The following is a 25,359-nucleotide window of genomic DNA, read 5'->3' as shown; positions in this document are numbered from 1 at the left end:
GCCCACGCCGGACTGCGGCCTTAGCTGCAGCCCTGGCGGCTGCCACACTGGCCGCTTGCGCGCCGGTTGCCACCCCGCCGCGCGCGGTGGCCGAGCTCGCGCCTGCCGCGACGCCATGCCCCAAGGACCTGGCACCCATCGCCCGCTGCCTCTCGGGCAAGGATTCCGCCGGTGCCTACTATCTCATCGCGCTACCGCAGCAATGGAACGGCCACCTGGTGCTGCATGCCCACGGGGGGCCTGCGCTGGGTGCGCCCAGGATGGAGCGGTCTGTCGAAGACCTTGAACGCTGGTCCATCATGGTCCGTGCAGGCTACGCCTGGGCGGGCAGCACCTTCCGCCAGGGCGGGGTGGAAGTGCGTGCAGCGGCCGAGGACACCGAGCGCCTGCGGCAGATCTTTGTGCAGCATGTGGCCAAGCCACAGCGCACCGTTTTGCACGGCCAGTCTTGGGGCGCCAGCGTGGCGGCCAAGGGGGCCGAGATGTTCCAGCGCACGGCGGATGGCAAACGCCCTTACGACGCCGTGCTGCTCACCAGCGGCGTGCTGGCGGGCGGCAGCCGCTCGTATGACTTCCGCACCGACCTGCGCGTGGTCTACCAGTACCTCTGCAACAACCATCCCCGGCCCACCGAGGCGCAGTACCCGCTGAACACCGGCCTGCCGCGCGACGCCGCGATGACCCAGGCCGACCTGGCGGCGCGCATCAACGAATGCCTGGCGCTGAACAAGCCCGCAGCCGAGCGCACGCCCGAGCAGCAGCGCAAGGTGCAGACACTCGTCGATGTGATCCGCATCCCGGCCAGCTCCATCCCCGGCCACATGAACTGGGCGACCTTCCACTACCGCGACGTGGTGCAGCACCGCACCGGGGGCGCGAGCCCGTTTGGCAATGTGGGTGCGGTCTACAAGGGCTCACCGGACGATGCGGCGCTGAACGCGGGCGTGCTGCGCTACCGCGCCGACCCACAGGCCGTGGCGCGCTTTGCCGCAGACACGGACCCGACCGGCCAGATCCCCGTGCCCGTGCTCACCGTGAAAGGCGTGGACGACCCCACGGCCTTTGTCGAGCTGGATGCGCAGTTCAAGGCCACGATGGACCAAGCGGGCAGCGGCGCGCGGCTGGTGCAGACCTTCACGCGCCACAGCGGCCACAGCTACCTGAGCGACCCCACCTATCCCACGCTGATGGCGGCGCTGCTGCGCTGGGTGAATGACGGCGAGGGCGCCAAGCCCACGCCCGCAGGCATCGCCCAGCAATGCCCCGCCTACGAGGCCGAGTTTGGCAAGGGCTGCGCCTTCTTGCCCGCCTATGTGCCCGCGCCGCTGGCCAGCCGGGTGGTGGACCGCGACCGGCCGTGATGCCACAGGCCTGAATGGCCCACCAGCGGCCCCGCCCGTGCCACCCAAAACAAAAGGGCCCTGCGTTTAAGCAGGGCCCTTGTATGTGATTGCTATTAAATATATAGCTATATCTGCTTGATGGTCGCGCGGTGGAGGCCATTTTTATGCCTGAAACCCACCAGCGCACCCCTTGCGCAGTTGCTGCACGCCTCCCGCCAGCGCAGGCGCGCAGCAACCCAGCGGCTCACGCCACCGCTTACTTCACCGTGTTGAGCGCCTCGTTCAGCGTCTTGCTGGGGCGCATCACGGCGTCCAGCTTGGCGACGTCGGGCATGTAGTAGCCGCCGATGTCGGTGGGCTGGCCCTGCACGGCGTTCAGCTCGTCCACGATCTTCTGTTCGTTCGCGGTGAGCAGCTTGGCCAGGGGCGCAAACTTGGCTGCCAGGTCGGCATCTGCCGTTTGCGCGGCCAGCTCTTGCGCCCAGTACATGGCCAGGTAGAACTGGCTGCCACGGTTGTCCAGCTGGCCCGTCTTGGGGCTGGGGTTCTTGTTGTTGTCCAGCAGCTTGCCCGTGGCGGCGTCCAGCGTCTGGGCCAGGATCTTGGCCTTGGCGTTGCCGGTCTTCAGGCCCAGGTCTTCCAGCGACACGGCCAGCGCCAGGAACTCGCCCAGCGAATCCCAGCGCAGGTGGTTTTCTTCCACCAGCTGCTGCACGTGCTTCGGCGCCGAGCCGCCCGCGCCGGTTTCATACATGCCGCCACCGGCCATCAGAGGCACGATGGACAGCATCTTGGCCGAGGTGCCCAGTTCCATGATGGGGAACAGATCGGTCAGGTAGTCGCGCAGGATGTTGCCGGTGGCGCTGATGGTGTCCAGGCCACGGATCACGCGCTCCAGCGTGTAGCGCATGGCACGCACCTGGCTCATGATCTGGATGTCCAGGCCGACGGTGTTGTGCTCGTGCAGGTACATCTTCACCTTGGTGATGAGTTCCTTTTCGTGCGGGCGGTACGAGTCGAGCCAGAACACCACGGGCATGCCGGAGTTGCGGGCGCGGTTCACGGCCAGCTTCACCCAGTCACGGATCGCGGCGTCCTTGACCTGGCACATGCGCCAGATGTCGCCTTGCTCCACGTTCTGCGAGAGCAGCACTTCGCCCGTGGCCAGGTCGGTGATGTTGGCCACGCCGTCTTCGGCGATCTCGAAGGTTTTGTCGTGGCTGCCGTATTCCTCGGCCTGCTGGGCCATCAGGCCCACGTTGGGCACCGTGCCCATGGTCTTGGGGTCGAACGCGCCGTGCCACTTGCAGAAGTTGATGATCTCCTGGTAGATGCGGGCGAAGGTCGACTCAGGCATCACGGCCTTCACGTCCTTCAGGCGGCCGTTGGCGTCCCACATCTTGCCGCCGTTGCGGATCATCGCGGGCATGGAGGCGTCCACGATGATGTCGTTGGGCGAGTGGAAGTTGGTGATGCCCTTGGCCGAATCGACCATGGCCAGCTCGGGGCGGTTCTCGTGGCAGGCGTGCAGGTCGCGCTTGATCTCGTCGCGCTGGCTCTGGGGCAGGGTCTCGATCTTGCTGTACAGATCGACCATGCCGTTGTTCACGTTCACGCCCAGCTCTTCAAAGGTCTTGGCGTGCTTGGCGAATGCGTCCTTGTAGAAGATCTTCACGCAGTGGCCGAACACGATCGGGTGCGACACCTTCATCATCGTGGCCTTCACGTGCAGCGAGAACATCACGCCGGTCTTGCGTGCGTCTTCGATTTCCTTTTCGTAGAAGGCCAGCAGGGCCTTCTTGCTCATGAACATGCTGTCGATCACTTCGCGATCGAGCAGGCTGACCTTGGGCTTCAAGATGATGGTCTTGCCGCTCTTGGTGATCAGCTCCATCTTCACGTCGCGGGCGCGGTCCAGGGTCATGGACTTTTCGCCGTGGTAGAAGTCGCCAGCGTGCATGTGCGAGACATGCGAGCGCGAGGCCTGGCTCCACTCGGCCATGCTGTGCGGGTTCTTGCGTGCGTATTCCTTCACGGCCTTGGGGGCGCGGCGGTCTGAGTTGCCTTCGCGCAGCACGGGGTTCACGGCCGAGCCGATGCACTTGCCGTAGCGGGCCTTGATCTCTTTTTCTTTGTCGTCCTTGGGCTGATCGGGGTAGTCGGGCAGGGCGTAGCCCTTGGACTGCAGCTCGGCCACAGCAGCCTTGAGCTGCGCCACCGATGCGCTGATGTTGGGCAGCTTGATGATGTTGGCATCGGCCTGCAGCGTCTTCTTGCCCAGCTCGGCCAGGGTGTTGGGGGCGCGCTGCTCTTCCTTCAGGAACTCGGGAAACTCACCCAGCACGCGGGCGGCCACCGAGATGTCGGACTCCACCACGTTGATGCCCGCTGGCGCGGCGAACGTGCGGATCAGGGGCAGGAAGGAAGCCGTGGCCAGACGGGGTGCCTCGTCGGTCAGGGTGTAGATGATGGTGGGTTGCTGGGTCGTCATGGCTTGTCTCACGAAACAGAGTATGTAAATGCCCCCGGCTGGGTCACAGCGGGGCCAAACGCGGATGCTCGTCGATTCTCCTTGCTCAGGCCTGTCTTTGCGCGCAGTTTTTGCAATTGAATCTCATGATGTGGAATTTTCCGTCAGACAAGTCCATTTTTTTTGACCTTGGGGCGATTGGCGGGGCTGCGGAGCCCGGGGCCTGCTCACAGACGCCCCGGTGGGCCAGGCGCTACAGAACGGCTTCATAGCGCAGTCCCCGGGATTGCGCAATCGGCAGTGACGCGCCCTTGATTGCCGCGCACCACATCAGTGCTGCAGGGGCTTGGGGGTCGGGGCCAACCTGCTGCATATTGCCGGTTCTCCTATTTCACGAAGGAATACACCCCATGCAATTCAAGCGTTCCCTGCTTGCGGCCGCCACCCTGGCCCTGGCAACCGTTGCTCCCGCAGTGTCGGCAAAACCGTTCAAGTGGGCAGGCTCCACCGATATCCAGAGCATGGATATCCATTCACAGAACAGTGCCCTGGGCAACGGCATCCATGCGGCCGTGTACGAGTCGCTGGTGATGTTCAACAGCCGCACGCTCAAGGTCGAGCCGCTGCTGGCCACCTCGTGGCAGCAGGTCAGCCCCACGCAGCTACGCGTCAAGCTGCGCCAGGGCGTGAAGTTCAGCGACGGTTCGGCCATGACGGCCGACGACGTGGTCTATTCGCTGCAGCGCGCGATGAGCAGGACCTCCACCTACTCCATCTACACCCAGGGCATGGACCGCGTGGCCAAGGTGGACGGCGAGACCATCGACATCTTCCTGAAGAACCCCAACCCTGTGATCCTGAACCAGCTCACAGAGCTGCGCGTGATGAGCAAGGCCTGGGCCGAAAAACACAACTCGGTCGAGCCCAAGGACATCAAGTCCAAGGACGAGACCTACTCGCACCGCAATGCCATGGGCACCGGGCCCTTTGTGCTCAAGGAATGGGTGCCCGATCAGAAGATCGTGTTCACGGCCAACCCCAACTGGTGGAACGCGGGCAAGACCGAAGGCAACGTGACGGAGATCACCTTCACCCCCATCAAGTCCGAAGCCACCCGCATCGCTGCACTGCTGTCTGGCGAGGTGGACATGGTGCGCGACACCAGCATTCAGGACCTGGGCCGCCTCAAGGCCCACCCCAACCTCAAGGTCATGGAGATGGTGGAGAACCGCACCGTCTACCTGGCCATGGACCAGTTCCGCGACGAGCTGCAGGGCAGCAACATCAAGGGCAAGAACCCGCTCAAGGACCTGCGCGTGCGCAAGGCGCTGTACCAGGCCATCGATGGTGCCGCGCTGCAGCGCGTGACCATGCGCGGCATGTCCAAGCCCACGGGCGCCATCGTGTCGCCGCTGGTCAACGGCTGGACGGAAGCCGTGGACAAGCGCCTGCCCTACGACCCCAACGCAGCCAAGGCGCTGCTGGCCGAGGCAGGCTACAAGGACGGCTTCGAGGTGGACTTTGCCTGCAGCAACAACGCCATCATCCAGGACGAGGAGCTGTGCCAGGCCATCACCTCGATGTGGTCGCGCGTGGGCGTGAAAGCCAAGCTGCGCACGCTCCCTTCGGTCACCTACTACCCCATGGCCCAGCGGCATGAGGCCAGCATTGCCCTGCTCAGCTGGGGCGTTCCCACGTTCGATGCGCTGTACACCCTGCAGTCACTCACCCGCACCAAGACCACGGGCGGCGACGGCAACTACAACCTGGGCCGCTACAGCAACGAGCGCATGGACTACATCGTGGACCGTGTGAAAACCGAGACCGACCTGCCCGTGCGCAGCCGCCTGCTGACCGAAGGCCTGCAGTTGCAGAACGACACCGTGGCCAACATCCCCCTGCACAACCAGATGCTGGCCTGGGCCATGAAGAAAAACGTGGAGCTGGTGCAGCGGCCAGACAACCGTATTGACTGGCGGCTGATCAAGGTGAATTGAGCCTTCCCGGAGGCGCTGAGCCCCTCTGCGCTAGGCTTGCGGCAGCCGACAGTAGCTGCCCACGATTTCTGTGTGGGCGGCGGAGATGATGTGCCGCAAGGTCTTCACGTGCGGGCTGGGTCGTGGGTGGTGGCCGCGCGTGGTGCGTCCGGGCTGGCAGTCAGCCAATCGCGCAACGCCAGTTCCCCCTTGGCGGTGAAGTGCACCACGCGCGAGCCCTGTGCGCGGCGCGCCCATCCGCCGTCGAACAGGCGTTGCAGCAAGGCAGCGCCCAGCGCGCCACCCAGGTGGTGGCGGCGCTCGCTCCAGTCCAGGCAGGGGCGGCACAGCATGCGCCGTTGCTGCGCCAGTGCCGTGGTGTCGATGCCCACCTGGGCAAACCACTGCGCGCCTGCGGGCGTCACCGCTGCACCCAGGGGCGTGGCGTGCAGCAGCCCCTGGCGCACCAGGGCTTCGTAGAACTGCACACCCACTTCGCCGGCCAGGTGGTCGTAGCACATGCGCGCGCGGCGCAACGCGGGCTCGCGCGGGCTGGACCGCAGGCGCACGGCACCGGCGCGGAAGGCCACGTTCATGAGCGATTCCAGCAGGTGCGCCACATCGCGATCAGCCAGCCGGAAGTAGCGGTGGCGGCCCTGGTGCTCGACGCTCAGCAGGCCCGCATCGAGCAGCTTGGCAAGGTGGGCACTGATGGTCTGTTTGGTCACGCCTGCCACGGCCGCCAGTTCGGTGGCCGTGAGTGCGCGGTCGGCCATCAGGGCCGTGAGGACTTCGGCGCGCGCGCTGTCGCCAATGAGCGCGGCAATGCGCGCGATGTGGGGGCCGTCTTTCATGGTTCGATCTTGGGCGAACCATTGAAGGACGTCAACCGCCTATCGTGAAGACCTGTCCACCAATGATTTCTGAACACCATGATCACCTGCTTCATCCGCTACGACATCGACCCCTTCCAGCGCGAGCTGTTTGCCGAATACGCGCGCCGCTGGGGCCAGATCATTCCGCGCTGCGGGGGCCACCTGATCGGCTATTTTCTGCCGCACGAGGGCAGCAACTACGAGGCCTGGGGGCTCATCGGCTTTGAGTCGCTGGCTGCCTACGAGGCCTACCGCGCCCGCCTGCGCGCCGACCCCGAAGGCCGCGCCAACTTTGCGCTGGCAGAGGAGAAGCGATTCATCCTGCGCGAGGAGCGCACTTTCACCCAGGCCGTGGAAGGCACACTGGGCCTGTCCGCCCACCCGCAGGGCGCCCCAACATGATGGCGGTGATCTTCGAGGTGACGCCCGCGCCGGGCCAGCGCGGTGCCTACCTGGATGCAGCCGCAGCGCTCAAGCCGCTGCTGGCGCAGATCGACGGCTTTGTTTCCATCGAGCGCTTCGAAAGCCTGAGCGAGTCTGGCAAGCTGCTGTCGTTGTCCTTCTGGCGCGACGAGGAGGCCGTGGCCCGCTGGCGCCAGCAGGAGGCGCACCGCAGCACCCAGGCGGCCGGGCGCGACCATGTGTTTGCCGACTACCGACTGCGGGTGGCGGCGGTGGTGCGTGACTACGGCATGGACGACCGGGCGCAGGCGCCTGCCGATTCCCGCGCGGTGCATGGCTGACCGCGCGCGGTTCCTCACACCGGCATGAGGCCTGTGCGTAGCGCGTGGGCCCACGCCGGCCGACCATTCCTTTGCGCCAGCACTGCCATGGGCTCGTGGTCGTAAGGCACCCTGTGGTGCACCACCTGCCAGCCTTGTGCGGTGCGCTCCGCGATGGCGTAACACGCATCCGGCGTGCCGTTCTCTACCTTGTGCGCTACAGGGTGGTCGTCACCGTAGGCCTGCAGGCCCACGCTGCCGGGGTTGACCAGCAAGATGCCCGTACCCAGCCGCACCTGGCGTGGCACGTGGGTGTGGCCGCAGGCCACCAGCGGGGCATATTGACCCGCCAGGCGCTCGTCGATCTCTGCCGGGGTGGCGGCGCGCACCGTGGGGCCGTCCAGCGTTTCGAGCAAGTATTCATGGTCGCTGCGCGGCGAGCCGTGGCACAGCAGCATGTCTTCGTCCAGGCGCAGGGTGTGCGTCAGGCTGCGCATCCAGGCAAACTCGGCCTCGGTGAGCTGCGCATGCGCGTACTGGTCCGAGGGGCCGCCGTGGCCAGGGCGCAGCTGCAGCACCTGGCGCTCGTGGTTGCCCGCCAGCGAGAGCCAGTCCGAGGCCATGAGCCACTGCGCCGTCTCGCGTGGCAGCAGCGGGCCCGAGAGGTTATCGCCCAGGTTCACCACGCGGTCGGCGCCCCGGCGTGCGATGTCCGCTGCCACGGCTTCAAGGGCCGCGAGGTTGCCGTGGATGTCGGAGACAAAAGCGATGCGCATGGGAAAGCCGTGTAGTGGGTGGTTGATGGGTCAGCACGGCGATACGCTGACGCCTTGACTGCTGTAAGTGCGCAGCAGCGTCCTCATCCTATGTGTTTGCTCGCGCAGCTTCCAGCGCCAGCGGCAGGTACTGCGCCAGCTGCTTGTGCGCCAGGTCGTCGATGGAGCGCAGCTTGAGGTGCCTGCGTCCCTTGCCCGCGCCCTCCAGGTGGCCGAAGGGGTCGCTGATGCGCGCACCCTGTCCAAACTCCACCGACACATGCGCCTGGTAGGCGAACACGCCGCAGAACGACACCCCCTGCGCGGCAAACAGAATGCCGCCGTACTTCACCTCTTCGGTAGGTTCCTCAAAAGGCGGCTGCAGCACCAGGGCGCGCACGGCCTGCACGATGGCGTACTGGGTTTCGCCGAGGAAGCGGATGTCTTCAAGCAATGCGGGGACAGAACGCGTGGCCATGGAGCATGTGTAAGGGGTGCGGACAGGGCGCAGCTTAGGCGATGTTGCTGACAACGGGGTGGCAGCAGGGGGCGCCCGCCGCAATCTGAGGGGCGGAAGAGACGCCGCTGCTTCCAAGCGTGGTGAGCCGGTTGCAGGAATATCCAGCGGTCCTCCGTGCGCTGCAAAAATATGAGAAAAAATGGCCTTCTGCGCCTGATGATATTGTGTTTGTAGCTATAAATACAATAGCAATTACAGGGCGAAGATCTTCCCCGGATTCAGGATGTTCTTCGGGTCCAGCGCCCGTTTGATGGCGCGCATCATGTCCACCGCGCCCGTGCCTGTTTCGTCCAGCAAAAAGCCCATCTTGTGGATGCCCACGCCATGCTCGCCCGTGCAGGTGCCGCCCATGCTGAGTGCCCTGGCGACCAGGGTGTGGTTCATGGCTTCGGCTTTGGTGCGTTCTTCGGCGCTGTGGGGGTCGATGAGGTAGCCGAAGTGGAAGTTGCCGTCGCCCACGTGGCCGACGAGGAAGTAGGGGATGCCACTGGCTTCCACTTCATCCACCGATTCAAGCAGGCAGTCGGCCAGGCGGCTGATGGGCACGCAGGTGTCGGTACTGATGGCGCGGCAGCCGGGGCGGCTTTGCACCGCAGCAAAGTAGGCGTTGTGCCGCGCGGTCCACAGGCGGGTGCGCTCTTCGGGCGTGCTGGCCCATTCAAAGGCCTGGCCTCCGAATTCGCTGGCGATGTCCTGCACCATCTCGGCCTGTTCTTTCACGCTGGCGGGCGAGCCGTGGAACTCCATGAGCAGCATGGGTTCTTCGCGCAGATTGAGCTTGCTGTGGGCGTTCACCATGCGCACGGTGTGGTGGTCGATGAGTTCCACGCGCGCAATCGGCACGCCGATCTGGATGGTCTGGATGGTGGTGCGCACCGCCGCCTCGATGCTCGGAAACGAGCAGATGGCGGCGCTCACGGCCTCAGGCAGGGGGTACAGGCGCACGGTGATCTCGGTCATGATGCCCAGCGTGCCTTCGCTGCCCACCATCAGGCGCGTGAGGTCGTAGCCCGCGCTGCTCTTCTTGGCGCGCGTGCCGGTGTGGATGACCTCGCCGCTGGCGGTGACCACTTGCAGCGCCAGCACGTTCTCGCGCATGGTGCCGTAGCGCACGGCGTTGGTGCCGCTAGCGCGCGTGGCGCACATGCCGCCAATGCTGGCGTCGGCGCCAGGGTCGATGGGGAAGAACAGGCCGGTGTCCTTGATGGCGTCGTTGAGCGCCTTGCGCGTGATGCCGGGTTGCACGGTCACGGTGAGGTCTTCGGCGTTGATGCTCAGCACCTGGTTCATGCGGCTCACGTCGATGCTGATGCCACCTTGCACGGCCAGCAGGTGACCTTCCAGCGACGAGCCTGCGCCGTAGGGGATGACGGGCACTTCGTACTGGCTGGCCAGCTTCACGGCGTCGGCCACGTCTTGCGTGCTTTCGGCAAACACCACGGCGCTGGGTGGCGGGGCCTGCAGCGACCCTTCGTCGCGCCCATGCTGCTCGCGCACGGCCTGGGCCAGCGAGCACTGCGTGCCAAAGCGGGCCTGCAGTGCGTCGATGAGGGCCTGCGGCACATCGCGCAGTTTGATCTCAGGCAGCAGGTGGGCGGCAGCGGTGGGGGCGTTCATGGTGTTGTCTCCTGGGGCGGTCAAAAAGAATAACACTGGCCGTTGCCGGGCGCCACGGCAGTGGTCAGGCTGGTGCAAGCCTGAGGCTCAGCGCGGGCCGAGCGCACACATTTGAGGCCGTGGTGCGCCACTGTGGTGCATCCAACTTGTATACCAGTTGGCACGGAACCTGCAATCGGTGGACGGCAATGACCACCGCCACCGAGATCAGCAACCGCATCATCGAAGCCGTGATGGCCCAGAAGCTGGCCCCCGGCTCGCGCCTGGGCGAGCAGCAGCTGGCCATGTTGTTCGATTGCAGCCGCACCATCGTGCGCGAAGCGCTCACGCGGCTCGCCACGCGGGGCATCGTCACCGTCAGTGCGCGGCGCGGCTGGTATGTGATCGAACCTTCGGAAGACGAGGCGCGCGAAGCCTTCGAGGCGCGCCGCGTGATCGAGCTGGGTCTGCTGCATCAGCTCAAGGTGGTGGACAAGGCCGCCGTACGCCAGCTCAAAAGCCACCTGCAGCGCGAAAAGGCCGCGCTGGCGGGCACCGATGTGGGCATGCGCAGCTTTCTGCTGGGTGACTTTCACGTGTGCCTGGCCGAATGCCTGGGCAACAGCCTCTTGGCCGACACGCTGCGCGACTTCACTGCGCGCACCACCTTGATCGCCATGCTCTACCAGTCGTCGCACGACGCCGCGCAGTCCTGCGACGACCATGTCCGCATTGTCGAGGCGCTGGAGGTGGGCGACATAGCCCGCGCCGAAGCGCTGATGGCGGAGCACATCGGCACCGTGCAGTCGGCCTTGCGCCTGCAGGCCAGCAGCGACCCGCTGGCCGGGCTGCGCGATGCACTGGCGCCCGTGCGCAAGAGCCCGCCCGCGACGGCTGTGGCAGGGGATACCGCCAAGCCATCCCGGCCACGCAGGTCCCGCGCCGCTTCCAAGATTTCCACCCCCCCGGCGTCCGACAAGGACGCAGCTTCTGCCGACACATCCACCTACCTAGGAGCCTTGCTATGACCATCCGCCGCACCCCCGCATCCTCAACCCGTCGCCTGGCCCTGGGCCTTATGGCTGCCACCGGCTTGTCGGCCGCGCTGTTGTCGCCCGCTGCGCACGCACAGAACGCGCTGGACAACATCCTCAAGGCCAAGGAAATCAAGATCGCCATCCCCACCGACTACCCACCCTACGGCTTCGTCGGCACCGACCTCAAGCCCCAGGGCCTGGACGTGGAAATGGCCCAGTACATCGGCACCAAGCTGGGTGTGAAGGTCGAGCTGATTCCCGTGACCAGCGCCAACCGCATCCCCTACCTGCAAACGCAAAAAGCCGACCTCGTCATCTCCACGCTGGGCAAGAACCCCGAGCGCGAAAAGGTGATTGACTTCACCGCGGCCTACGCACCGTTCTTCCAGGCTGTGTTTGCGAGCAAGAGCCTGAACATCAAGAGCTTTGCCGACCTCGCTGGCAAGTCGGTGGCCGTGACGCGCGGCGCCATGGAAGATCAGGAGCTGGCCAAGGTCGCGCCCGCCGGCGTGGATGTGAAGCGCTTTGAAGACCATGCCGCCAGCATCTCGGCCTTTGTGTCGGGCCAGACGCAGGCCATCGCCACCAGCGCCTCCACGGCGGGCACCATCATGGTCAAGAACCCCAACCTGCAGACCGAATACAAGCTGCTGCTGAAAGACAGCCCCAACTTCATCGGCGTGGCCAAGGGTGAAGACAAGCTGCGTCTGCGCGTGAACGAGATCATTGCCGAGGCCAAGAAGGCGGGCGACATCGACAAGATGTCCAGCAAGTGGCTGGGCCGCCCTGCGGGCGATCTGCCCCTGTGATTGCCGTTGTCGTCCCCCGCTGAAAGAACCGAACAGGACCGTGGCGTGACAAGCGCCACGGGGCATTCGCACCATGCTGATTGCGCTTGATTTTTCTGCCGTGCTCTCCTCGTGGCCGCTGCTGGTGCGCGGCGTGCTCTGGACCATAGGCCTGACCATCGTGGGCACCGTGCTGGGCCTGCTGCTGGGCACGGCCTGTGCGTGGGCACGCGCGCGCAACCTGGGGCCGCGTGCGCTGCCATTGCGCTGGGCGGTGGCCAGCTATGTGGAGCTGGTGCGCAACACGCCCTTCATCGTGCAGCTGTTCTTCCTGTTCTTCGGGCTGCCAGCGCTGGGGCTCAAGCTCTCGCCCGAGGTCGCGTCGGTGCTGGCCATGGTGATCAACCTGGGCGCGTATTCGGCCGAGATCATCCGCGCTGGCATCGAGGCCACGCCACGCGGCCAGATCGAAGCCGCGCACAGTCTGGCGCTCACGCCCGGCCAGACCTTCCGCCGCGTGGTGCTGCCGCCCGCGCTGCAAAAGGTGTGGCCCGCCATGGTCAGCCAGATCATCATCGTCATGTTGGGCTCGGCCGTGTGCGGGCAGATCTCCACGCCTGAGCTGAGCTATGCCGCCAACCTAATCTCCAGCAACACCTTCCGCGCGTTCGAGGCCTTCATCCTCGCCACGCTGGTGTACTTGGTGTTGTCCATGCTCACCCGCCGCCTGCTGATGTGGGTGGGGGCCCGATTCTTGGTGGGGAGATAAGCCATGGTGGAGTTTTCTCTGTGGGACATCCTGCGTAACCTGCTGCTGGCGGCGCGTTGGACTGTCTCGTTGTCTCTCATCGCCTTCATCGGCGGCGGCTTGGTGGGCCTGCTGCTGCTGGTGCTGCGCCTGTCCAAGGTGCGCGGCACCGAGCGCTTGATCGGTGCCTATGTGCAGGTGTTCCAGGGCACGCCGCTGCTCATGCAGCTGTTCCTCGCGTACTTCGGCATTGCGCTGTTTGGCATCAAGACCTCGCCGTGGACCGCCGCCGCCGTGGCGCTGACGCTCTACACCAGTGCCTACCTCACCGAGATCTGGCGCGGCTGCGTGGCCTCCATCCCCAAGGGCCAGTGGGAGGCCGCACAAAGCCTGGCGCTGAACTTCGCCGAGCAGTTGCGCCATGTGGTGCTGCCGCAGGCACTGCGCATTGCGGTGCCGCCCACGGTGGGTTTTCTGGTGCAGGTCATCAAAGGCACGGCGCTGGCCTCGGTCATCGGCTTTGTCGAGCTGACCAAGGCGGGCAGCATGATCTCCAACGCCACTTACCAGCCGTTCCTCGTCTACGCCTGCGTGGCGTTGCTCTACTTTGCCCTGTGCTTCCCCGTGAGCCTGCTGGCGCAATCGCTTGAAAGGAAACTCCATGGCAACCGCCGCTGAAGCCACCACGGCTACTCCCACTCCCACCCCCGCCCACGACGGTATCGTGGTGAGCGATCCCCCCATTGTGGACATCACGGCCCTGCGCAAGTCCTATGGCACCAACGAAGTGCTCAAGGGCATTGACCTGAAGGTGAAGCGCGGCGAGGTGATTGCCATCATCGGCAAAAGCGGCTCGGGCAAGAGCACGCTGCTGCGCTGCGTGAACGGGCTGGAGGTTTTTCAGGAAGGCGCCCTGAGCGTCAACGGCAAGAAACTCATGCACGACAGCCCCACGGCCATGCGCGAGCTGCGCCAGCAGGTGGGCATGATCTTTCAAAGCTTCAACCTGTTCCCGCACCTCTCCGTGGGCCGCAACATCATGCTGGCGCCCACGCTGGTGAAGGCGCGGGATGCCAAGACGGCGGAAACTCAGGCGCGCAAGCTGCTCGAACGCGTGGGCCTGGCTGAAAAGTTTGACGCCATGCCCGACCAGCTTTCGGGTGGCCAGCAGCAGCGCGTGGCCATTGCGCGCGCGCTGGCCATGGAGCCCCAGGTGCTGCTGTGCGACGAGATCACCTCGGCGCTGGACCCGGAACTCGTGGGTGAAGTGCTGCGCGTAGTGGAGTCGCTCGCGCTAGAGGGCATGACGCTGATGATGGTCACGCACGAAATGGCGTTTGCCCGCAAGGTGAGCGACCGCGTGATCTTCATGCACCAGGGGCGTGTGCATGAAACGGGCGCACCCGCCGAGCTGTTTGGCAACCCCCAGACGCCTGAGCTGCAGCAGTTTTTGTCGTCGCTGCACGACTGACTGGTATGCATCGTCAGTGTCTCGCACGCACAAGGGCCTGCCCGCGCCCTGGAGTTCCAACGCGGGCAGGCCTTGTGGACTGGTAGTTGCGTCCTCTCTGGTCCGTGGATCAGGGCGGGCTTTGGGGTTGAAGGATCAGGATTGCAGGCCCTTGTGGAACTCGGCGCGGGACAGCGACCCGTTCTTGTCGGTATCCAACTCGTTGAAACGCTGGCCGATGGCAGGCAGTGTGGCCGCTTCTTGCGGGCTCAGCTGACCGTCCTTGTTGGTGTCCGCCCGGTCAAAGGCGGCTGCAGCCGTGGACGGGTTGCTGTTGGGCCCGACAGTGAAGCCGGAGCCCTCCTGGGCGGTGTCCTTGCTCATTGGGCCGAACTGAGCGGGAGGCGAAGATGCAGCAGGCTGTGCGTGCAATGCACCCAGGCCGCCCAGGGAGAGGGCCGCAAAAAGCATCACGCTGCGGGTGTCGAACGAATAAGTGCGTCGTTGCAGTGCTTTCATGGGAAGCGAAGCTCCTTCGAAGTTGAACAGGGTTTCATTGCACCGCAGCCAGCCCGCACACGCCAGCACTCTTGCCTGCTGTTGCCTGGGCCAACATTTGCCTGCGCGGTGTAACGGCGCGGGCCCGCTTTGTGTTGTTGTGTGGCCAGGGCGTATCAAGATGCACCGCCGCAGGCGACTGGCGGAGAATCACTGGTTTCTCCTTCTTCCTTTTCACCAAGGCACCCCATGGGCAACCGACTCACTCAGATCGCCACGCGCACCGGCGACGCTGGCACCACCGGCCTGGGCAACAACCAGCGCGTCTCCAAGAACAGCTTGCGCATCCACGCCATGGGCGATGTGGACGAACTCAATTCGCACATCGGCCTGTTGCTGTGCGAGCCGCTGCCCGACGCAGTCCGCACCCTGCTGGTGGAGGTGCAGCACCAGTTGTTCAACCTGGGGGGCGAGCTGTCGATCCCGGGCTACGAACTGCTCAAGGCCGACGCTGTCTTGGCGCTGGATGAGGCATTGGCGCACCACAATGCCGCGCTGCCGCGCCTGCAGGAGTTCATCCTGCCCGCAGGCACCCGCGCCGCCGCGCAGGCCCATGTCTGCCGCACCGTCGCGCGCCGGGCTGAGCGCATGGTGGTGGCGCTGGGCAACGAAGAAGCCATCAACGACGCGCCCCGCCAGTACCTCAACCGCCTGTCCGACCTGATGTTCGTGCTGGCCCGCGTGCTCAACCGCATGGACGGCGGTGATGATGTGTACTGGAAAAGCGAGCGCCTGGCGCAGCAGAATGCTACTGAATAGATAGCTATAAACGCATGATGGTCGCGCGGAGGCGGCCAATTTCACTCAAATTTCCACCAGTCGTTTGAAACGGGCGCGACTCAGGTCAGGACCGCCGCGCAAGGGCCGCCCCGCAGCCGCTCAGGGGGAAGTCCACTACCTCGGCGCAAGGATCGCCATAGTGAGCCGCGACACACAGGTCAGCTCGCCGTCCTCGTTCACCATGTCGATCTGCCACACCTGTGTGCTGCGCCCGATGTGCACCGGCCGTGCCGTGCCCGTGACCCAGCCGCTGGTGGCCGAGCGCAGGTGGTTGGCATTGATGTCCAGGCCCACGGCACTGTGGCCCTCGGGGCTGGCGTAGTAGGCGCCAATCGAACCCAGAGACTCGGCCAGCACCACGCTCACGCCGCCGTGCAGCAGGCCGAAAGGCTGTTTGGTGCGGTGGTCCACCGGCACGCGGCCACGCACGAAGTCATCCCCCAGCTCGGTGATCTCTATGCCCAGGTGCTGGGCGGCGGTGTTGTGGTTGGCGGCGTTGAATTCAGCAAGGCTGGCGGGCTTTTTCCAGATGGGCATGGTGGTCTCGAAAAGGGACGGGGTAGAGGCGGCACACTACTGAGCCGCGCTTCGGTTCCATAAAATGCCGGGTTCCCCCGGGGGTCGGCGGCTTGCCGGGTCAGCGTGCAGTGAGTGTTTCATCTGCATGCCCGGGTTGTGCATTGTGCTTTTTCCCGGAGTTGGTTTCCCATCATGCAGCGTCGCCAGTTTGTCACCCTTGCCTCCCACACCACGGCCGTCCTGGCTGCCCCCGTCTTCATGCGCAACGCATGGGCGCAAGAGGGCGGCATCACCGGCAAGACGCTGACCATCGGCTGCTCTGCCGCGCTCAGCGGCCCGCTGGCGGGTTTTGGGCAGGACATCAAGCAGGGCGCCGAAGCGGCGCTCGCGCACATCAACGGCCGGGGCGGCGTGCACGGCCGCACGCTGCAGTTCAACATGGTGGACGACGGCTACGTGCCCCAGCGCACCACCGAAAACATCAAGCAGATGATCGGCCAGGGCAGCGCCTTCGCGCTGCTGTCGTGCGTGGGCACACCCAACAACACGGCCATCCTGCCGCTGATCGAAGAGGCGGGCATCCCTTACGTGGCGCCGCTCACCGGCGCGTCGTCGCTGCGCAAGGGCGGGCGCAACGTGTTCCATGTGCGCGCCAGCTACACCGACGAAGTGCGCCGTCTGGTGCAGCGCCTGGCGGGCATGGGGCTCAAGGGCATCGGCGTGGTGTACCTGGACAACGGCTATGGCCGCGAGATGCTGGAAGACGCCACGCGTTCGCTGGCCGAGCAGAACATCAAGCCCTCGGTGCAGGCCGCATTGGCCACCGACGGCAAGAACTTGGCCGACGTACTGGCCAAGGTGGCCGAGGCCCGCCCCGCAGCCGTGCTGCTGGCCACGGCGGGTGCGGCCTCGGTGGAACTGGTGCGTGGCATCAAGAAAACCGTGCCGGGCGTGCTGATGGCGGGCGTGAGCGTGACGCTGACCAGCGACGGCCTCAAGCAGCTGGGCGACGCAGGCAGCGGCATTGCTGTGACCATGGTCATGCCCGACCCCAACCGCGCCAAGACCCAGCTGGTGCGCGACTACCAGGCAGCCATGCGCTCCAAAGGCCAGCAGGACTTCACGCTGGGCAGCCTGGAGGCCTACGTCAACATGCGCGTGCTGGCCGAGGGCCTGGAGCGTGCGGGCTCGGACCCCAGCCGCGCCAAGCTGCGCAATGCGCTCGCGGGCATCCGCAACTGGGACATGGGCGGCTTCGTGGTCGATTACAGCGGCCAGTCGCCCTATGTGGGCTCGCGCTTCATCGACCTCGGGGTCCTCAACGGCGCGGGCCGCTTCCTGGGCTGATGCCGCAGCCGTGGCCCGCCTGGCGGCGGGCATGGCACAGGGTCAGCCGATAAAGCGGCCATTGGCGCCCAGCACGCCCAGGTCCAGAAAACGCGATCCCACATAGGGCGCGCCGCCTGCGTAGTCGATGGACAGGCCGCCCAGATCATTGCTGCGGATGCCCGCGAGCGCATTGCGCAGCCGGGCGCGGGTCAGGTCGCGGCCAGCGCGCTCCAGGCCCTCGGTCAGCACGCGGGCGTTCACATAGCCTTCAAAACTGCGCGACGAGAACTCCTGGAACCCCAGCGCCCGCATGGCTTTCTGGTAGTCGCGCACCAGGGCCACGCTGGTGCGGCCTGAGTCGGGGAGCACCATCGACAGCGCAATGCCCGATGCCTTGCCGCCCAGCTGGCGCAGGTTGTCGCCCGACAGCGCCACGCTGGTGGCGGCCAGGGGCGTGCTGGGCGAAACCTTCTTGAATTCATTGACCAGTGTGGCCGTGATGTCGCCCGCCGTGCCCAGCAGCACCGTGTTGGGCTTGGCGGCTACGGCCTGCTTGACCACCTCCGCAGTCTGCGCGCCTTGTGCGTCCAGCTTGAAAGCCTTGGGCGCTGGCTGCTTGGCGGCCTTGAGAGCGTTGTTCACATCGGCCAGAAACTCGCGGCCAAAGGCCGTGTCCTGGTAGACGATGGCCAGGTCGGAGATGCCCATGGCCACCAGCTTCTGCGTGAGGCGCTGGGCCTCATCGGTGTAGCTGGCGCGCACGTGGAACACCGAGCGGTATTCGGCCTTGCGCAGCGACGAGGCACCACTCTGGGGTGCCACGTAGGGGATCTGGGCCTCGTCCGCCAGTGGCAGGATGCGCTGGTTGTTGGCCGTGCCCATGCACGACAGCAGGGCCACCACGTTGCTGTCGGCGATCAGCTTGCGCACGTTGTCTTCCGAGCGCGCAGCGTCGTAGCCATCGTCCATGGCCAGCAGCTTGATCTCACGGCCATGGATGCCCTTGGCGTTGGCCTGCGCAATGCCCGCATCCAGCCCTTGCTTGAGCTCTTTGCCCAGGCTGGCCAGCGCACCGCTGGTGCCCAGTGAGCAGCCAATGGTCACGCTCTTGGCATCCATGGGGTCTTGCACGCCCACGGCGCGCGACGAGTTGGCAAGCAGCAGGCCGGTGCTGGCGGCCACGAGGGATTGGGTGAATTGACGGCGTTGCATGGTGAAAAAACGGGCAGACAAAAAAGGCCACCAGCCCCGGGCAGGGGCTGGTAGAGGTGGGACAGGGCAGGTTGTTGGGCCTAGGGTTAACCCTGATCTTATCTACCCAGGCTGGCAATTGGCTGTCAAAGGCCTGCGGGCCGGTGGAGCCGTTTACGCCGGGTTGGCGGGCGCGCGCATGCTGCCCGTGTCCACATACCGCTGGTGCCACGACAGCGCCTCGTTCAGCAGGTGCGGCGTGTGCTGGCCCACGGCGCTTTTTTTGGCGCGGGCCACGTAGTCGTGCAGGGCGGGGCGGAAGTCCGGGTGTGCGCAGCGGTCGATGATGATCTCGGCGCGCTGCGTGGGCGAGTGCCCGCGCAGGTCGGCCAGGCCTTGCTCGGTGACGAGGATCTGCACATCGTGCTCGGTGTGGTCCACATGCGAGACCATGGGCACGATGCACGAGATGCTGCCGTTCTTGGCCAGCGATGGCGTCATGAAGATCGACAGGTAGGCATTGCGCGCAAAGTCGCCCGAGCCGCCGATGCCGTTCATGATGGCCGAGCCCATGATGTGCGTGCTGTTCACGTTGCCGTAGATGTCGGCCTCGATCATGCCGTTCATGGCGATCAGGCCCATGCGCCGGATCAGCTCGGGGTGGTTGCTGATCTCCTGCGGGCGCAGCACGATGCGCTGCTTGTAGTAATCGATGCGGTCATTGAAATCCTGCATGGCGGCTGGGCTCAGCGACAGCGCCGTGGCCGATGCGCTTGCGAGCTTGCCCGAGCGCAGCATGTCCAGCATGCCGTCCTGCAGCACCTCGGTGTAGGCCGTGAGGTTCTCGAACGGCCCGTTGTTCAGCCCCGCCAGCACCGCGTTGGCGATGTTGCCCACGCCCGACTGCAGGGGCAGCAGGTCTTGGGGCAGGCGGCCCTTTTTTACCTCATGCTGCAAGAACTCGATGATGTGGCCCGCGATGCGATTGGACGTGTCGTCGGGTGCTGCATAGACGCTGTTGCGGTCGGGCTGGTTGGTCACCACCACCGCAATCACCTTGCTCGGGTCGCAGCGCAAATACGGCTCGCCAATGCGCTCATCGGGCCGCGTCATGGGGATGGGTTTGCGATGCGGCGGCACATCGGTGCCGTAGTAGATGTCGTGCATGCCTTCGAGCTGCGGGTTGTGCCAGGCATTCACTTCCAGAATGATCTTGTCGGCCTGGTCCAGCCAGGTCTTGTTGTTGCCCACGGATGACGAGGGGATCAGCCGCCCGTCGGGCAGCACGCCCGCCACCTCCACCACGGCCACATCGAGCTTGCCCAGAAAGCCGAACCACACAAACTGCGCCACGTGCGACAGGTGAATATCCACGTACTGCATGTGGCCCGCATTGATCTGGCGGCGCACCGTGGGGTCGGACTGATACGGCAGGCGCATCTCGATGCCGTCCACCTGGGCCAGCGCGCCGTCCAGCTCGGGCGCGGTGCTGGCGCCCGTCCACAGGCCGATCTTGAAGCCATGGCCCTGCGCGTTCAGGCTCTCGATGCGGCGGGCCAGCGCGCCGGGCACGGCCTTGGGGTAGCCTGCGCCGGTAAAGCCGCTCATGCCCACATGGGCACCGGCAGGAATCAACGCGGCCGCCTCGTCGGCAGACATCGTGCGGGAGAGAAAGTCGGGGTACAGCACCCGATCGGCCAGGGACATGGAACAGGCTCCGCAAAAAGAAAAGGGCCGTGCGCCTCGCAGGCGGACGGCCCGGAACAAAGCCAGGATGCTAGCGTTTGTTGATTACAAATTAAGGGTTAACCCTTAAAAATTTGCTCGGCCATTTCGACTCAGCCCTTCCGGTTGAGCAAGGCATACAGCAGGATCGCCCCAAACGTGGCCGTGCCGATGCCGCCCAGCGCAAACTGGCCGAACTTGAGCGTGAAGTCGCCCGTGCCCAGGATGAGGGTGATGGCCGCGACGATGAGGTTCTTGTTCTGCGAAAAATCCACCTTGTTGTCCACCCAGATCTTGGCCCCCGCCACCGCAATCAGGCCAAACACCACGATGGACACGCCGCCCATCACCGGCAGCGGAATCGTCTGGATCAGCGCGCCGAACTTGGGGGAAAAACCCAGCACCAGCGCAAACACGCCCGCCAGCAAAAACACGGCGGTGGAATAGATCTTGGTCGCCGCCATCACGCCAATGTTCTCGGCATAGGTCGTCACACCCGTGCCGCCCGCGCCGCCACTGACCATGGTGGCCACGCCGTCGCCAATGAACGCGCGGCCCATGTAGCGGTCCAGGTCCTGGCCCGTCATGGCCGTCACGGCCTTGATGTGGCCCAGGTTCTCGGCCACCAGAATGATGGCCACAGGCGCAATCAGCAGCATGGCATTGGCCTCGAACACCGGCGCGGCAAAGTTGGGCAAACCAAACCATGCCGCGTTGGCCAGCGCGGACAGGTCCATCGGCTTGCCCATGTCCAGGCCGTTGGTCAGCACCGCATAGATGATGCTCGCCACAATCAGCCCCACCAAAATCAAGAGGCGCTGCACCATGCCGCGCGTGAGCACGGCCACCAGGCCCACGCTCACAAAAGTCACCAGCTGCATCCAGCTGTCAAAGTTGCTGGCCGCCATGTTCTTGATGGGGATGCCCGCCAGGTTCAGGCCGATCACCGCCACCACCGAGCCCGTCACCACGGGCGGCATGAAGCGCTCGATCCAGCCCGTGCCCACCGCCTGCACCAGCGCGCCAATCAGCGTGTAGAGCAAGCCGCAGGCGATGATGCCGCCCAGCGCCACGCCAATGTTGGCATTGGGCCCCTGGCCCGCATAGCCCGTGGCCGCAATCACCACGCCAATAAACGCAAAGCTCGACCCCAGGTAGCTCGGCACCTTGCCGCCCGTGACCAGGAAGAAGATCAGCGTGCCGATGCCGCTCATCAAAATCGCCACGTTCGGGTCAAAGCCCATCAGGATCGGCGCCAGCACCGTGGCGCCAAACATCGCAATCACATGCTGCACCCCCATCACCGCCGTCTGCGGCCAGGGCAGCCGCTCATCGGGCGCAATCACCCCGCCTTGTTGCAGCACATCGGCGCTTTTTGCGCGCCAGTTCATGAATCCCATCTTGTTGGTTCCTTGTTGTTGAGGCGCGAATGCTACCGCCGCCAAGGGGCACTGGCTGGCGAGGCCGTGCTGCCGCGCCGGGTTAGGATTTGGGCCAACCCCCGCCCCGCCCACTAAAGGCACTGCTGCCATGCACCCTCTGCCGTCTTGCCCCTCCTGCCGCCAGCCCATGCAGGCCCACCGCTTCACCAGCAACCAGGGGCACTCGCTGGAGCTGGACATCTGTTTTGCCTGCCAGGGCCTGTGGTTTGACAGGCACGAAAACCTCAAGCTCACGCCCCAGTCGGTGGTCGAGCTGTTCCGCCTGCTGCACGAGCACCGCACCGACCAGCACCAGCCCCTGGCCGACAGCATGGCCTGCCCACGCTGCAACACCACGCTGGCCAAGGGTTTTGACGTGGTGCGCAGCGGCCGCTACATGATCTACCGCTGCGGGCGCCAGCATGGCCGCTTCAGCACTTTCTCGTCCTTCATGGTCGAAAAAGGCTTTGTGCGCCACATGACGCGCCCCGAGATCGACGACCTGGCCAAACGCGTGGGCGCCATCTACTGCACCAGCTGCGGCGCCCCCGTGGACATCCGCAAGGACCACGCCTGCCCCTACTGCCGAGCCGCGTTCTCCCTCATCGACCCCGACGCCGTGGTGCGCGCCATGGAGGGCTACGCCAAGGCCAGCAGCCAGCGCGCTGCCCACCCCGCCACCCCGGTAGACATCGGCGACGCCCTGGTGGCCCTGGAACGCGACCGCAGTCGCGCCGAGCGCGAGCGGCAAAAGCGTGCATTCACCAGTGCCGATGATGCGAGCGACAGCTCATTCACCGGCGACCTGGTGGCCGCGGGCGTGGCGCTGGTGTGGGCGTTGGTGAAAGACTAGGAGCCTGTCGGACTTGGAGCGTCGAAAGCGAAAATTGGCCCCAGCGAGGACAGTTTTTGCCGGATTTGCAGCCCCATAGCCGGGCTATGGGGCAAAAAGACGGTGAAAAATGGACCGCTGCGGTCAATTTGCAGCCGACGATTTCCAAGTCCGACAGGCTCCTAGTGGGCACCAGAGCCTGGCATGCAAGCCGGGACCGGTCAGCACCAGGGCGCGTGAGACTGGATGCGCTGGCGGCCCCGCAACCGCGCTGGCCTTGCTGGGTTTGGAGCCAAATTGGGCGTTCCCGCCTGATGGGTAAGCGCTGATAGCTATCAATTCAGGAGCGTTGGGCATCTACGCTGCAGGCCCGCACATGCGGGGCGGGCTGCACTTCGGCTTGAATTCTCCGCTTCGGGATGCAACAGCTACCTTCACATCTTTGACACGTTCCGTCGGCGCAGATCGTCAACAAATGTCATGCCTCCTTCTCACAGGGGTTGTGCAGAGGTATCTTTCAAATCGCACTTCCCGATCCGTTGCAGGCAGCCAATAAACGACAAGGCGATGCATGGGGTTCAGCCAAATGGCGCAAAGGGGAGTCTCCAAAACACATCCAAACATTCATCCCAATCAACCCACCAGCAGCATGACCGTCGAACACAGAAAAGGCGTGGAGCGACGCAGCGGCAAAGATCGCCGCCAGATCGACAACGGCCCCCCCACCAGCTTCGAGCGCCGCCGCGCAGTCGAAGCGAGGCAGCCAGAGCTGATAGAGGTGCACATGAGCGAGGACGAGATCCGCGCTCTGGGGTTTGTGTTTGAACAAACCACTGCTTCAGCGAACGGCTGAGGCCGGTACACCCTGTGGTGTCATGGCTCAGTGCGCGCGCTCAAGCGCAAGGCCTTGCCGCGCAGCGCGGGTTGAGCAGCGCCTCGAATACCTGAAGGTCCAGCCCAGCTTCTCGGCATCGCTGGTGGCGGGGCTCCAGAGTTTGCTGAAGAAGAAGTTGAGCAGTTGCTGGATAAGGCCGAGCTGTTCGCCCTGGGTGTCCTTGTCGTCATCGGCTAGCAGGTTGTTCAGGTTCTTGGTGCTGGCGGGTTTGCCTGCGGCGCTGTTGCATCCACCGGCAGCGGGCTGCTCAAAGCCCAGCAGGCGGTTGGCCTTGCTGGGTTTGGAGCCAAATTGGGCGTTTCCGCCTGATGGGTATGCGTTGGCAGCTATCAATTTAGTAGTCTGAGGCAACTACAAGCAGGCATGCGTGGGGCGGGTTGCACTTCAGTTTGAATCCTGGATTCTGTGATTTAGGCAAAAGGCAAGACCTGACCCCGTTGCTGAACAGTATTGAGACCTGACCCCGTTGCTTGCCCCGGATCGATCGAAATTCCACGGACCCAAGCGCTGGGTGGAACTGACCGCGACTCCAGCTACCTCGCTGATTCGAAGGGATGGTGATGAACTGCCGGGGATTCGCACCGCCGCGACGCTGCAAGCCCTCCGGATCAACATCATCAAGAGGTGAGCCGCCTACGTAACTGTAGATGGCAGATTTACACCTATTTTTTTGTACTTATGCGCGCAATCTCTCTTTTTCCAATTTTAATGACTACCCCATCTTTGGAGTAATCAACTAACGGCTTGGACTTAATTTCTTTTGCTTCACCCAGTGGCACCGTCAAAAGGAGTTCACACCATCCTTTATCGGCACAGGCATAGAACCATCCATCGACCCTCACCACCCCAGAGCCACGCATTCCATAGATTGAAATAATTTCTCCAAATTCGGAGCCTACAGCGATTTTTTTTCGCTCAATTTCATAGCTTGGGTAAGCACCAGAAAACCATGATCTTATGGAATCTGGATCCTTAAACTCCACAGGCGCCGTCTGAGCTGACGCGGCGCCAGAGATCAGCAGCAAGATAATTGGCTTCAGTTTGGTAAACATATTTTTCCGCATTGTTCTGGATATCCAGATGGAGGGGCCGGGTTCTTTCCAAGATTATTTATCCGTCCTGCCCCAATTTTATCGGACCAGTTCCCGTCAATGTCCTGCCTGTACCAATGATAATCCGGAGAACTATTCCAGCGTCGCGGCCGAACAAAGAGTTCCGAAGTATGGTATCCCGTAGGACAGACGGTGCCATTTTCTAGATTAACTGCTCCATCCCGACGAGCAGCATCCAGAATATCTTCACAGGTCACAGATCCAAATTTCCGCCCTGAAATCTCTCCAGGCTCAAGCCCTCCTGCGCCCCAGAAAGCACTTCCTTCTCTGCCGGATCTATTCAACGCATACGAGTAACAGTTGTTGTACCTTAGATAAGCTGGATTGAGATTATTTGTAGGATCCCAGGTTGGAGGCAGCCCCCCGCCCCTTCTCTCTTGCAATCCAAGGGGATCAGATCGACTGAGAGGGTCCGAGCTCACATAGGCAAACCGATTCCACCCCCCATCCAACCCAATCGGATCCCCCTGCGTATACCGCCCCGTGCCCGGCGCGTACGTGCGGAAGTAGTTGTAGTGCAGCTTGGTCTCGGGGTCAAAGTATTGCCCCGGGTAGCGCAGGTTGAACGTGACTTCCGGGATGCTGGTGGCGCCCGTGGTGGGGGTGGTGGTCTCGCTGGTGAATCGCTTGGCCCCAATCGTGGGCTGTTCGTCGCCGAACGCACTGTACGCCCATTGCCAGGCCACCTGGCCGTCGGGCTGGGTGAGTTTGCGGGGC

At 64.4% G+C, this 25,359-nt stretch carries 26 protein-coding genes; 13 read left to right on the top strand and 13 right to left on the bottom strand.

What is annotated here, in order from left to right:
• Positions 1–1,361: hypothetical protein (locus tag DBR12_RS12020; protein ID WP_108617456.1), on the top strand; the 1,361-nt coding region annotated here is incomplete at its 5' end.
• A gap of 238 nt (positions 1,362–1,599) precedes the next feature.
• Here DBR12_RS12020 and DBR12_RS12015 read toward each other — a convergent pair.
• Positions 1,600–3,834 (bottom strand): NADP-dependent isocitrate dehydrogenase, encoded by a 2,235-nt coding sequence (locus tag DBR12_RS12015; protein ID WP_108617448.1) that lies wholly within the window; start codon positions 3,832–3,834, stop codon positions 1,600–1,602.
• A gap of 389 nt (positions 3,835–4,223) precedes the next feature.
• Between DBR12_RS12015 and DBR12_RS12010 the strand changes: the two genes are divergently transcribed.
• Entirely contained in the window at positions 4,224–5,810 is a 1,587-nt protein-coding gene (locus tag DBR12_RS12010; protein ID WP_108617447.1) for an ABC transporter substrate-binding protein, read from the top strand.
• 104 nt (positions 5,811–5,914) lie between these two features.
• Here DBR12_RS12010 and DBR12_RS12005 read toward each other — a convergent pair whose 3' ends face one another.
• The gene (locus tag DBR12_RS12005; protein WP_108617446.1) at positions 5,915–6,643 is read right to left on the bottom strand and encodes a helix-turn-helix transcriptional regulator; all 729 of its coding nucleotides are present in this window, start codon (positions 6,641–6,643) and stop codon (positions 5,915–5,917) included.
• A gap of 78 nt (positions 6,644–6,721) precedes the next feature.
• Between DBR12_RS12005 and DBR12_RS12000 the strand changes: the two genes are divergently transcribed.
• Complete coding sequence (locus DBR12_RS12000; RefSeq protein ID WP_108617445.1) at positions 6,722–7,066, top strand: NIPSNAP family protein; 345 nt, start codon at positions 6,722–6,724, stop codon at positions 7,064–7,066.
• Positions 7,063–7,407 (top strand): antibiotic biosynthesis monooxygenase, encoded by a 345-nt coding sequence (locus tag DBR12_RS11995; protein WP_108617444.1) that lies wholly within the window; start codon positions 7,063–7,065, stop codon positions 7,405–7,407. The genes DBR12_RS12000 and DBR12_RS11995 overlap by 4 nt, the downstream gene beginning before the upstream one ends.
• Before the next feature lie 14 nt (positions 7,408–7,421).
• On the opposite strand, the gene DBR12_RS11990 is transcribed toward DBR12_RS11995, so the two are convergent.
• From DBR12_RS11990 to DBR12_RS11980, 3 genes are all read right to left on the bottom strand, one after another.
• Positions 7,422–8,162 carry a metallophosphoesterase gene (locus tag DBR12_RS11990; RefSeq protein ID WP_108617443.1) on the bottom strand — a complete coding sequence of 247 codons (741 nt, stop codon included), beginning with the start codon at positions 8,160–8,162 and terminating at the stop codon, positions 7,422–7,424.
• An 88-nt stretch (positions 8,163–8,250) separates the two neighbouring features.
• On the bottom strand, positions 8,251–8,619 hold the full coding sequence (locus DBR12_RS11985; RefSeq protein ID WP_108617442.1) for a DUF1801 domain-containing protein: 369 nt from the start codon (positions 8,617–8,619) through the stop codon (positions 8,251–8,253).
• Between the two features lie 234 nt (positions 8,620–8,853).
• On the bottom strand, positions 8,854–10,278 hold the full coding sequence (locus DBR12_RS11980) for an FAD-binding oxidoreductase (RefSeq protein WP_108617441.1): 1,425 nt from the start codon (positions 10,276–10,278) through the stop codon (positions 8,854–8,856).
• Between the two features lie 188 nt (positions 10,279–10,466).
• Here DBR12_RS11980 and DBR12_RS11975 point away from each other — a divergent pair, with 188 nt between their 5' ends.
• The 5 genes from DBR12_RS11975 (at position 10,467) to DBR12_RS11955 (ending at position 14,301) form a co-directional block, all read left to right on the top strand.
• Entirely contained in the window at positions 10,467–11,285 is an 819-nt protein-coding gene (locus tag DBR12_RS11975; protein ID WP_108617440.1) for a GntR family transcriptional regulator, read from the top strand.
• Positions 11,282–12,103 carry a transporter substrate-binding domain-containing protein gene (locus DBR12_RS11970; RefSeq protein ID WP_108617439.1) on the top strand — a complete coding sequence of 274 codons (822 nt, stop codon included), beginning with the start codon at positions 11,282–11,284 and terminating at the stop codon, positions 12,101–12,103. Before DBR12_RS11975 ends, DBR12_RS11970 begins: the two co-directional genes overlap by 4 nt.
• A gap of 73 nt (positions 12,104–12,176) precedes the next feature.
• Positions 12,177–12,851, top strand: a complete 675-nt coding sequence (locus DBR12_RS11965) for an amino acid ABC transporter permease (protein ID WP_108617438.1) — start codon at positions 12,177–12,179, stop codon at positions 12,849–12,851.
• 3 nt (positions 12,852–12,854) lie between these two features.
• Complete coding sequence (locus DBR12_RS11960) at positions 12,855–13,508, top strand: amino acid ABC transporter permease (RefSeq protein WP_108617437.1); 654 nt, start codon at positions 12,855–12,857, stop codon at positions 13,506–13,508.
• Complete coding sequence (locus tag DBR12_RS11955) at positions 13,492–14,301, top strand: amino acid ABC transporter ATP-binding protein (protein WP_304529314.1); 810 nt, start codon at positions 13,492–13,494, stop codon at positions 14,299–14,301. The genes DBR12_RS11960 and DBR12_RS11955 overlap by 17 nt, the downstream gene beginning before the upstream one ends.
• A 135-nt stretch (positions 14,302–14,436) precedes the next feature.
• On the opposite strand, the gene DBR12_RS11950 is transcribed toward DBR12_RS11955, so the two are convergent.
• On the bottom strand, positions 14,437–14,799 hold the full coding sequence (locus DBR12_RS11950; protein ID WP_108617454.1) for an EF-hand domain-containing protein: 363 nt from the start codon (positions 14,797–14,799) through the stop codon (positions 14,437–14,439).
• Between the two features lie 228 nt (positions 14,800–15,027).
• On the opposite strand from DBR12_RS11950, the gene DBR12_RS11945 reads away from it, so the two are divergent.
• Complete coding sequence (locus DBR12_RS11945) at positions 15,028–15,597, top strand: cob(I)yrinic acid a,c-diamide adenosyltransferase (protein WP_108617436.1); 570 nt, start codon at positions 15,028–15,030, stop codon at positions 15,595–15,597.
• A gap of 135 nt (positions 15,598–15,732) precedes the next feature.
• On the opposite strand, the gene DBR12_RS11940 is transcribed toward DBR12_RS11945, so the two are convergent.
• Positions 15,733–16,155 (bottom strand): hotdog fold thioesterase, encoded by a 423-nt coding sequence (locus DBR12_RS11940; RefSeq protein WP_108617435.1) that lies wholly within the window; start codon positions 16,153–16,155, stop codon positions 15,733–15,735.
• A gap of 174 nt (positions 16,156–16,329) precedes the next feature.
• Here DBR12_RS11940 and DBR12_RS11935 point away from each other — a divergent pair, with 174 nt between their 5' ends.
• Positions 16,330–17,484: an ABC transporter substrate-binding protein gene (locus DBR12_RS11935; protein WP_108617434.1), complete on the top strand. Its 1,155-nt coding sequence runs from the start codon at positions 16,330–16,332 to the stop codon at positions 17,482–17,484.
• A 42-nt stretch (positions 17,485–17,526) separates the two neighbouring features.
• Here the strand turns inward: DBR12_RS11935 and DBR12_RS11930 are convergent, their stop codons facing one another.
• From DBR12_RS11930 to DBR12_RS11920, 3 genes are all read right to left on the bottom strand, one after another.
• Complete coding sequence (locus tag DBR12_RS11930; protein WP_108617453.1) at positions 17,527–18,678, bottom strand: ABC transporter substrate-binding protein; 1,152 nt, start codon at positions 18,676–18,678, stop codon at positions 17,527–17,529.
• Between the two features lie 153 nt (positions 18,679–18,831).
• Positions 18,832–20,364 carry an acetyl-CoA hydrolase/transferase family protein gene (locus DBR12_RS11925; protein WP_108617433.1) on the bottom strand — a complete coding sequence of 511 codons (1,533 nt, stop codon included), beginning with the start codon at positions 20,362–20,364 and terminating at the stop codon, positions 18,832–18,834.
• A gap of 131 nt (positions 20,365–20,495) precedes the next feature.
• The gene (locus DBR12_RS11920; RefSeq protein ID WP_108617432.1) at positions 20,496–21,782 is read right to left on the bottom strand and encodes a solute carrier family 23 protein; all 1,287 of its coding nucleotides are present in this window, start codon (positions 21,780–21,782) and stop codon (positions 20,496–20,498) included.
• A 130-nt stretch (positions 21,783–21,912) separates the two neighbouring features.
• Between DBR12_RS11920 and DBR12_RS11915 the strand changes: the two genes are divergently transcribed.
• Together DBR12_RS11915 and DBR12_RS22805 are read left to right on the top strand one after the other, a co-directional pair.
• A complete protein-coding gene (locus DBR12_RS11915; protein WP_108617431.1) occupies positions 21,913–22,656 on the top strand; it encodes a zf-TFIIB domain-containing protein in 744 nt (247 codons plus the stop codon).
• Between the two features lie 550 nt (positions 22,657–23,206).
• Positions 23,207–23,488 (top strand): hypothetical protein, encoded by a 282-nt coding sequence (locus tag DBR12_RS22805; protein WP_233244411.1) that lies wholly within the window; start codon positions 23,207–23,209, stop codon positions 23,486–23,488.
• Positions 23,489–23,515: 27 nt separating this feature from the next.
• Here DBR12_RS22805 and DBR12_RS11905 read toward each other — a convergent pair whose 3' ends face one another.
• From DBR12_RS11905 to DBR12_RS23565, 3 genes are all read right to left on the bottom strand, one after another.
• Positions 23,516–23,863, bottom strand: coding sequence for a hypothetical protein (locus tag DBR12_RS11905; RefSeq protein WP_108617430.1), 348 nt, complete (start codon positions 23,861–23,863; stop codon positions 23,516–23,518).
• Positions 23,864–24,192: 329 nt separating this feature from the next.
• Positions 24,193–24,582, bottom strand: coding sequence for a hypothetical protein (locus DBR12_RS22010; protein ID WP_146185524.1), 390 nt, complete (start codon positions 24,580–24,582; stop codon positions 24,193–24,195).
• The gene (locus DBR12_RS23565) at positions 24,567–25,328 is read right to left on the bottom strand and encodes an RHS repeat-associated core domain-containing protein (RefSeq protein ID WP_369861530.1); all 762 of its coding nucleotides are present in this window, start codon (positions 25,326–25,328) and stop codon (positions 24,567–24,569) included. Before DBR12_RS23565 ends, DBR12_RS22010 begins: the two co-directional genes overlap by 16 nt.
• Positions 25,329–25,359 lie beyond the last annotated feature (31 nt).

The organism is Acidovorax sp. HMWF029, assembly GCF_003060895.1.
In the GTDB taxonomy this organism is placed as follows: domain Bacteria; phylum Pseudomonadota; class Gammaproteobacteria; order Burkholderiales; family Burkholderiaceae_C; genus Acidovorax.
This window is presented reverse-complemented; position numbering and strand designations above follow the sequence as displayed.

Bases quoted from the DNA above. Each gene is read 5' to 3' on its own strand.
- DBR12_RS12015 (WP_108617448.1), bottom strand. From the start codon at position 3,834: ATGACGACCCAGCAACCCACCATCATCTACACCCTGACCGACGAGGCA.
- DBR12_RS12010 (WP_108617447.1), top strand. From the start codon at position 4,224: ATGCAATTCAAGCGTTCCCTGCTTGCGGCCGCCACCCTGGCCCTGGCA.
- DBR12_RS12005 (WP_108617446.1), bottom strand. From the start codon at position 6,643: ATGAAAGACGGCCCCCACATCGCGCGCATTGCCGCGCTCATTGGCGAC.
- DBR12_RS12000 (WP_108617445.1), top strand. From the start codon at position 6,722: ATGATCACCTGCTTCATCCGCTACGACATCGACCCCTTCCAGCGCGAG.
- DBR12_RS11995 (WP_108617444.1), top strand. From the start codon at position 7,063: ATGATGGCGGTGATCTTCGAGGTGACGCCCGCGCCGGGCCAGCGCGGT.
- DBR12_RS11990 (WP_108617443.1), bottom strand. From the start codon at position 8,162: ATGCGCATCGCTTTTGTCTCCGACATCCACGGCAACCTCGCGGCCCTT.
- DBR12_RS11985 (WP_108617442.1), bottom strand. From the start codon at position 8,619: ATGGCCACGCGTTCTGTCCCCGCATTGCTTGAAGACATCCGCTTCCTC.
- DBR12_RS11980 (WP_108617441.1), bottom strand. From the start codon at position 10,278: ATGAACGCCCCCACCGCTGCCGCCCACCTGCTGCCTGAGATCAAACTG.
- DBR12_RS11975 (WP_108617440.1), top strand. From the start codon at position 10,467: ATGACCACCGCCACCGAGATCAGCAACCGCATCATCGAAGCCGTGATG.
- DBR12_RS11970 (WP_108617439.1), top strand. From the start codon at position 11,282: ATGACCATCCGCCGCACCCCCGCATCCTCAACCCGTCGCCTGGCCCTG.
- DBR12_RS11965 (WP_108617438.1), top strand. From the start codon at position 12,177: ATGCTGATTGCGCTTGATTTTTCTGCCGTGCTCTCCTCGTGGCCGCTG.
- DBR12_RS11960 (WP_108617437.1), top strand. From the start codon at position 12,855: ATGGTGGAGTTTTCTCTGTGGGACATCCTGCGTAACCTGCTGCTGGCG.
- DBR12_RS11955 (WP_304529314.1), top strand. From the start codon at position 13,492: ATGGCAACCGCCGCTGAAGCCACCACGGCTACTCCCACTCCCACCCCC.
- DBR12_RS11950 (WP_108617454.1), bottom strand. From the start codon at position 14,799: ATGAAAGCACTGCAACGACGCACTTATTCGTTCGACACCCGCAGCGTG.
- DBR12_RS11945 (WP_108617436.1), top strand. From the start codon at position 15,028: ATGGGCAACCGACTCACTCAGATCGCCACGCGCACCGGCGACGCTGGC.
- DBR12_RS11940 (WP_108617435.1), bottom strand. From the start codon at position 16,155: ATGCCCATCTGGAAAAAGCCCGCCAGCCTTGCTGAATTCAACGCCGCC.
- DBR12_RS11935 (WP_108617434.1), top strand. From the start codon at position 16,330: ATGCAGCGTCGCCAGTTTGTCACCCTTGCCTCCCACACCACGGCCGTC.
- DBR12_RS11930 (WP_108617453.1), bottom strand. From the start codon at position 18,678: ATGCAACGCCGTCAATTCACCCAATCCCTCGTGGCCGCCAGCACCGGC.
- DBR12_RS11925 (WP_108617433.1), bottom strand. From the start codon at position 20,364: ATGTCCCTGGCCGATCGGGTGCTGTACCCCGACTTTCTCTCCCGCACG.
- DBR12_RS11920 (WP_108617432.1), bottom strand. From the start codon at position 21,782: ATGGGATTCATGAACTGGCGCGCAAAAAGCGCCGATGTGCTGCAACAA.
- DBR12_RS11915 (WP_108617431.1), top strand. From the start codon at position 21,913: ATGCACCCTCTGCCGTCTTGCCCCTCCTGCCGCCAGCCCATGCAGGCC.
- DBR12_RS22805 (WP_233244411.1), top strand. From the start codon at position 23,207: ATGGGGTTCAGCCAAATGGCGCAAAGGGGAGTCTCCAAAACACATCCA.
- DBR12_RS22010 (WP_146185524.1), bottom strand. From the start codon at position 24,582: ATGTTTACCAAACTGAAGCCAATTATCTTGCTGCTGATCTCTGGCGCC.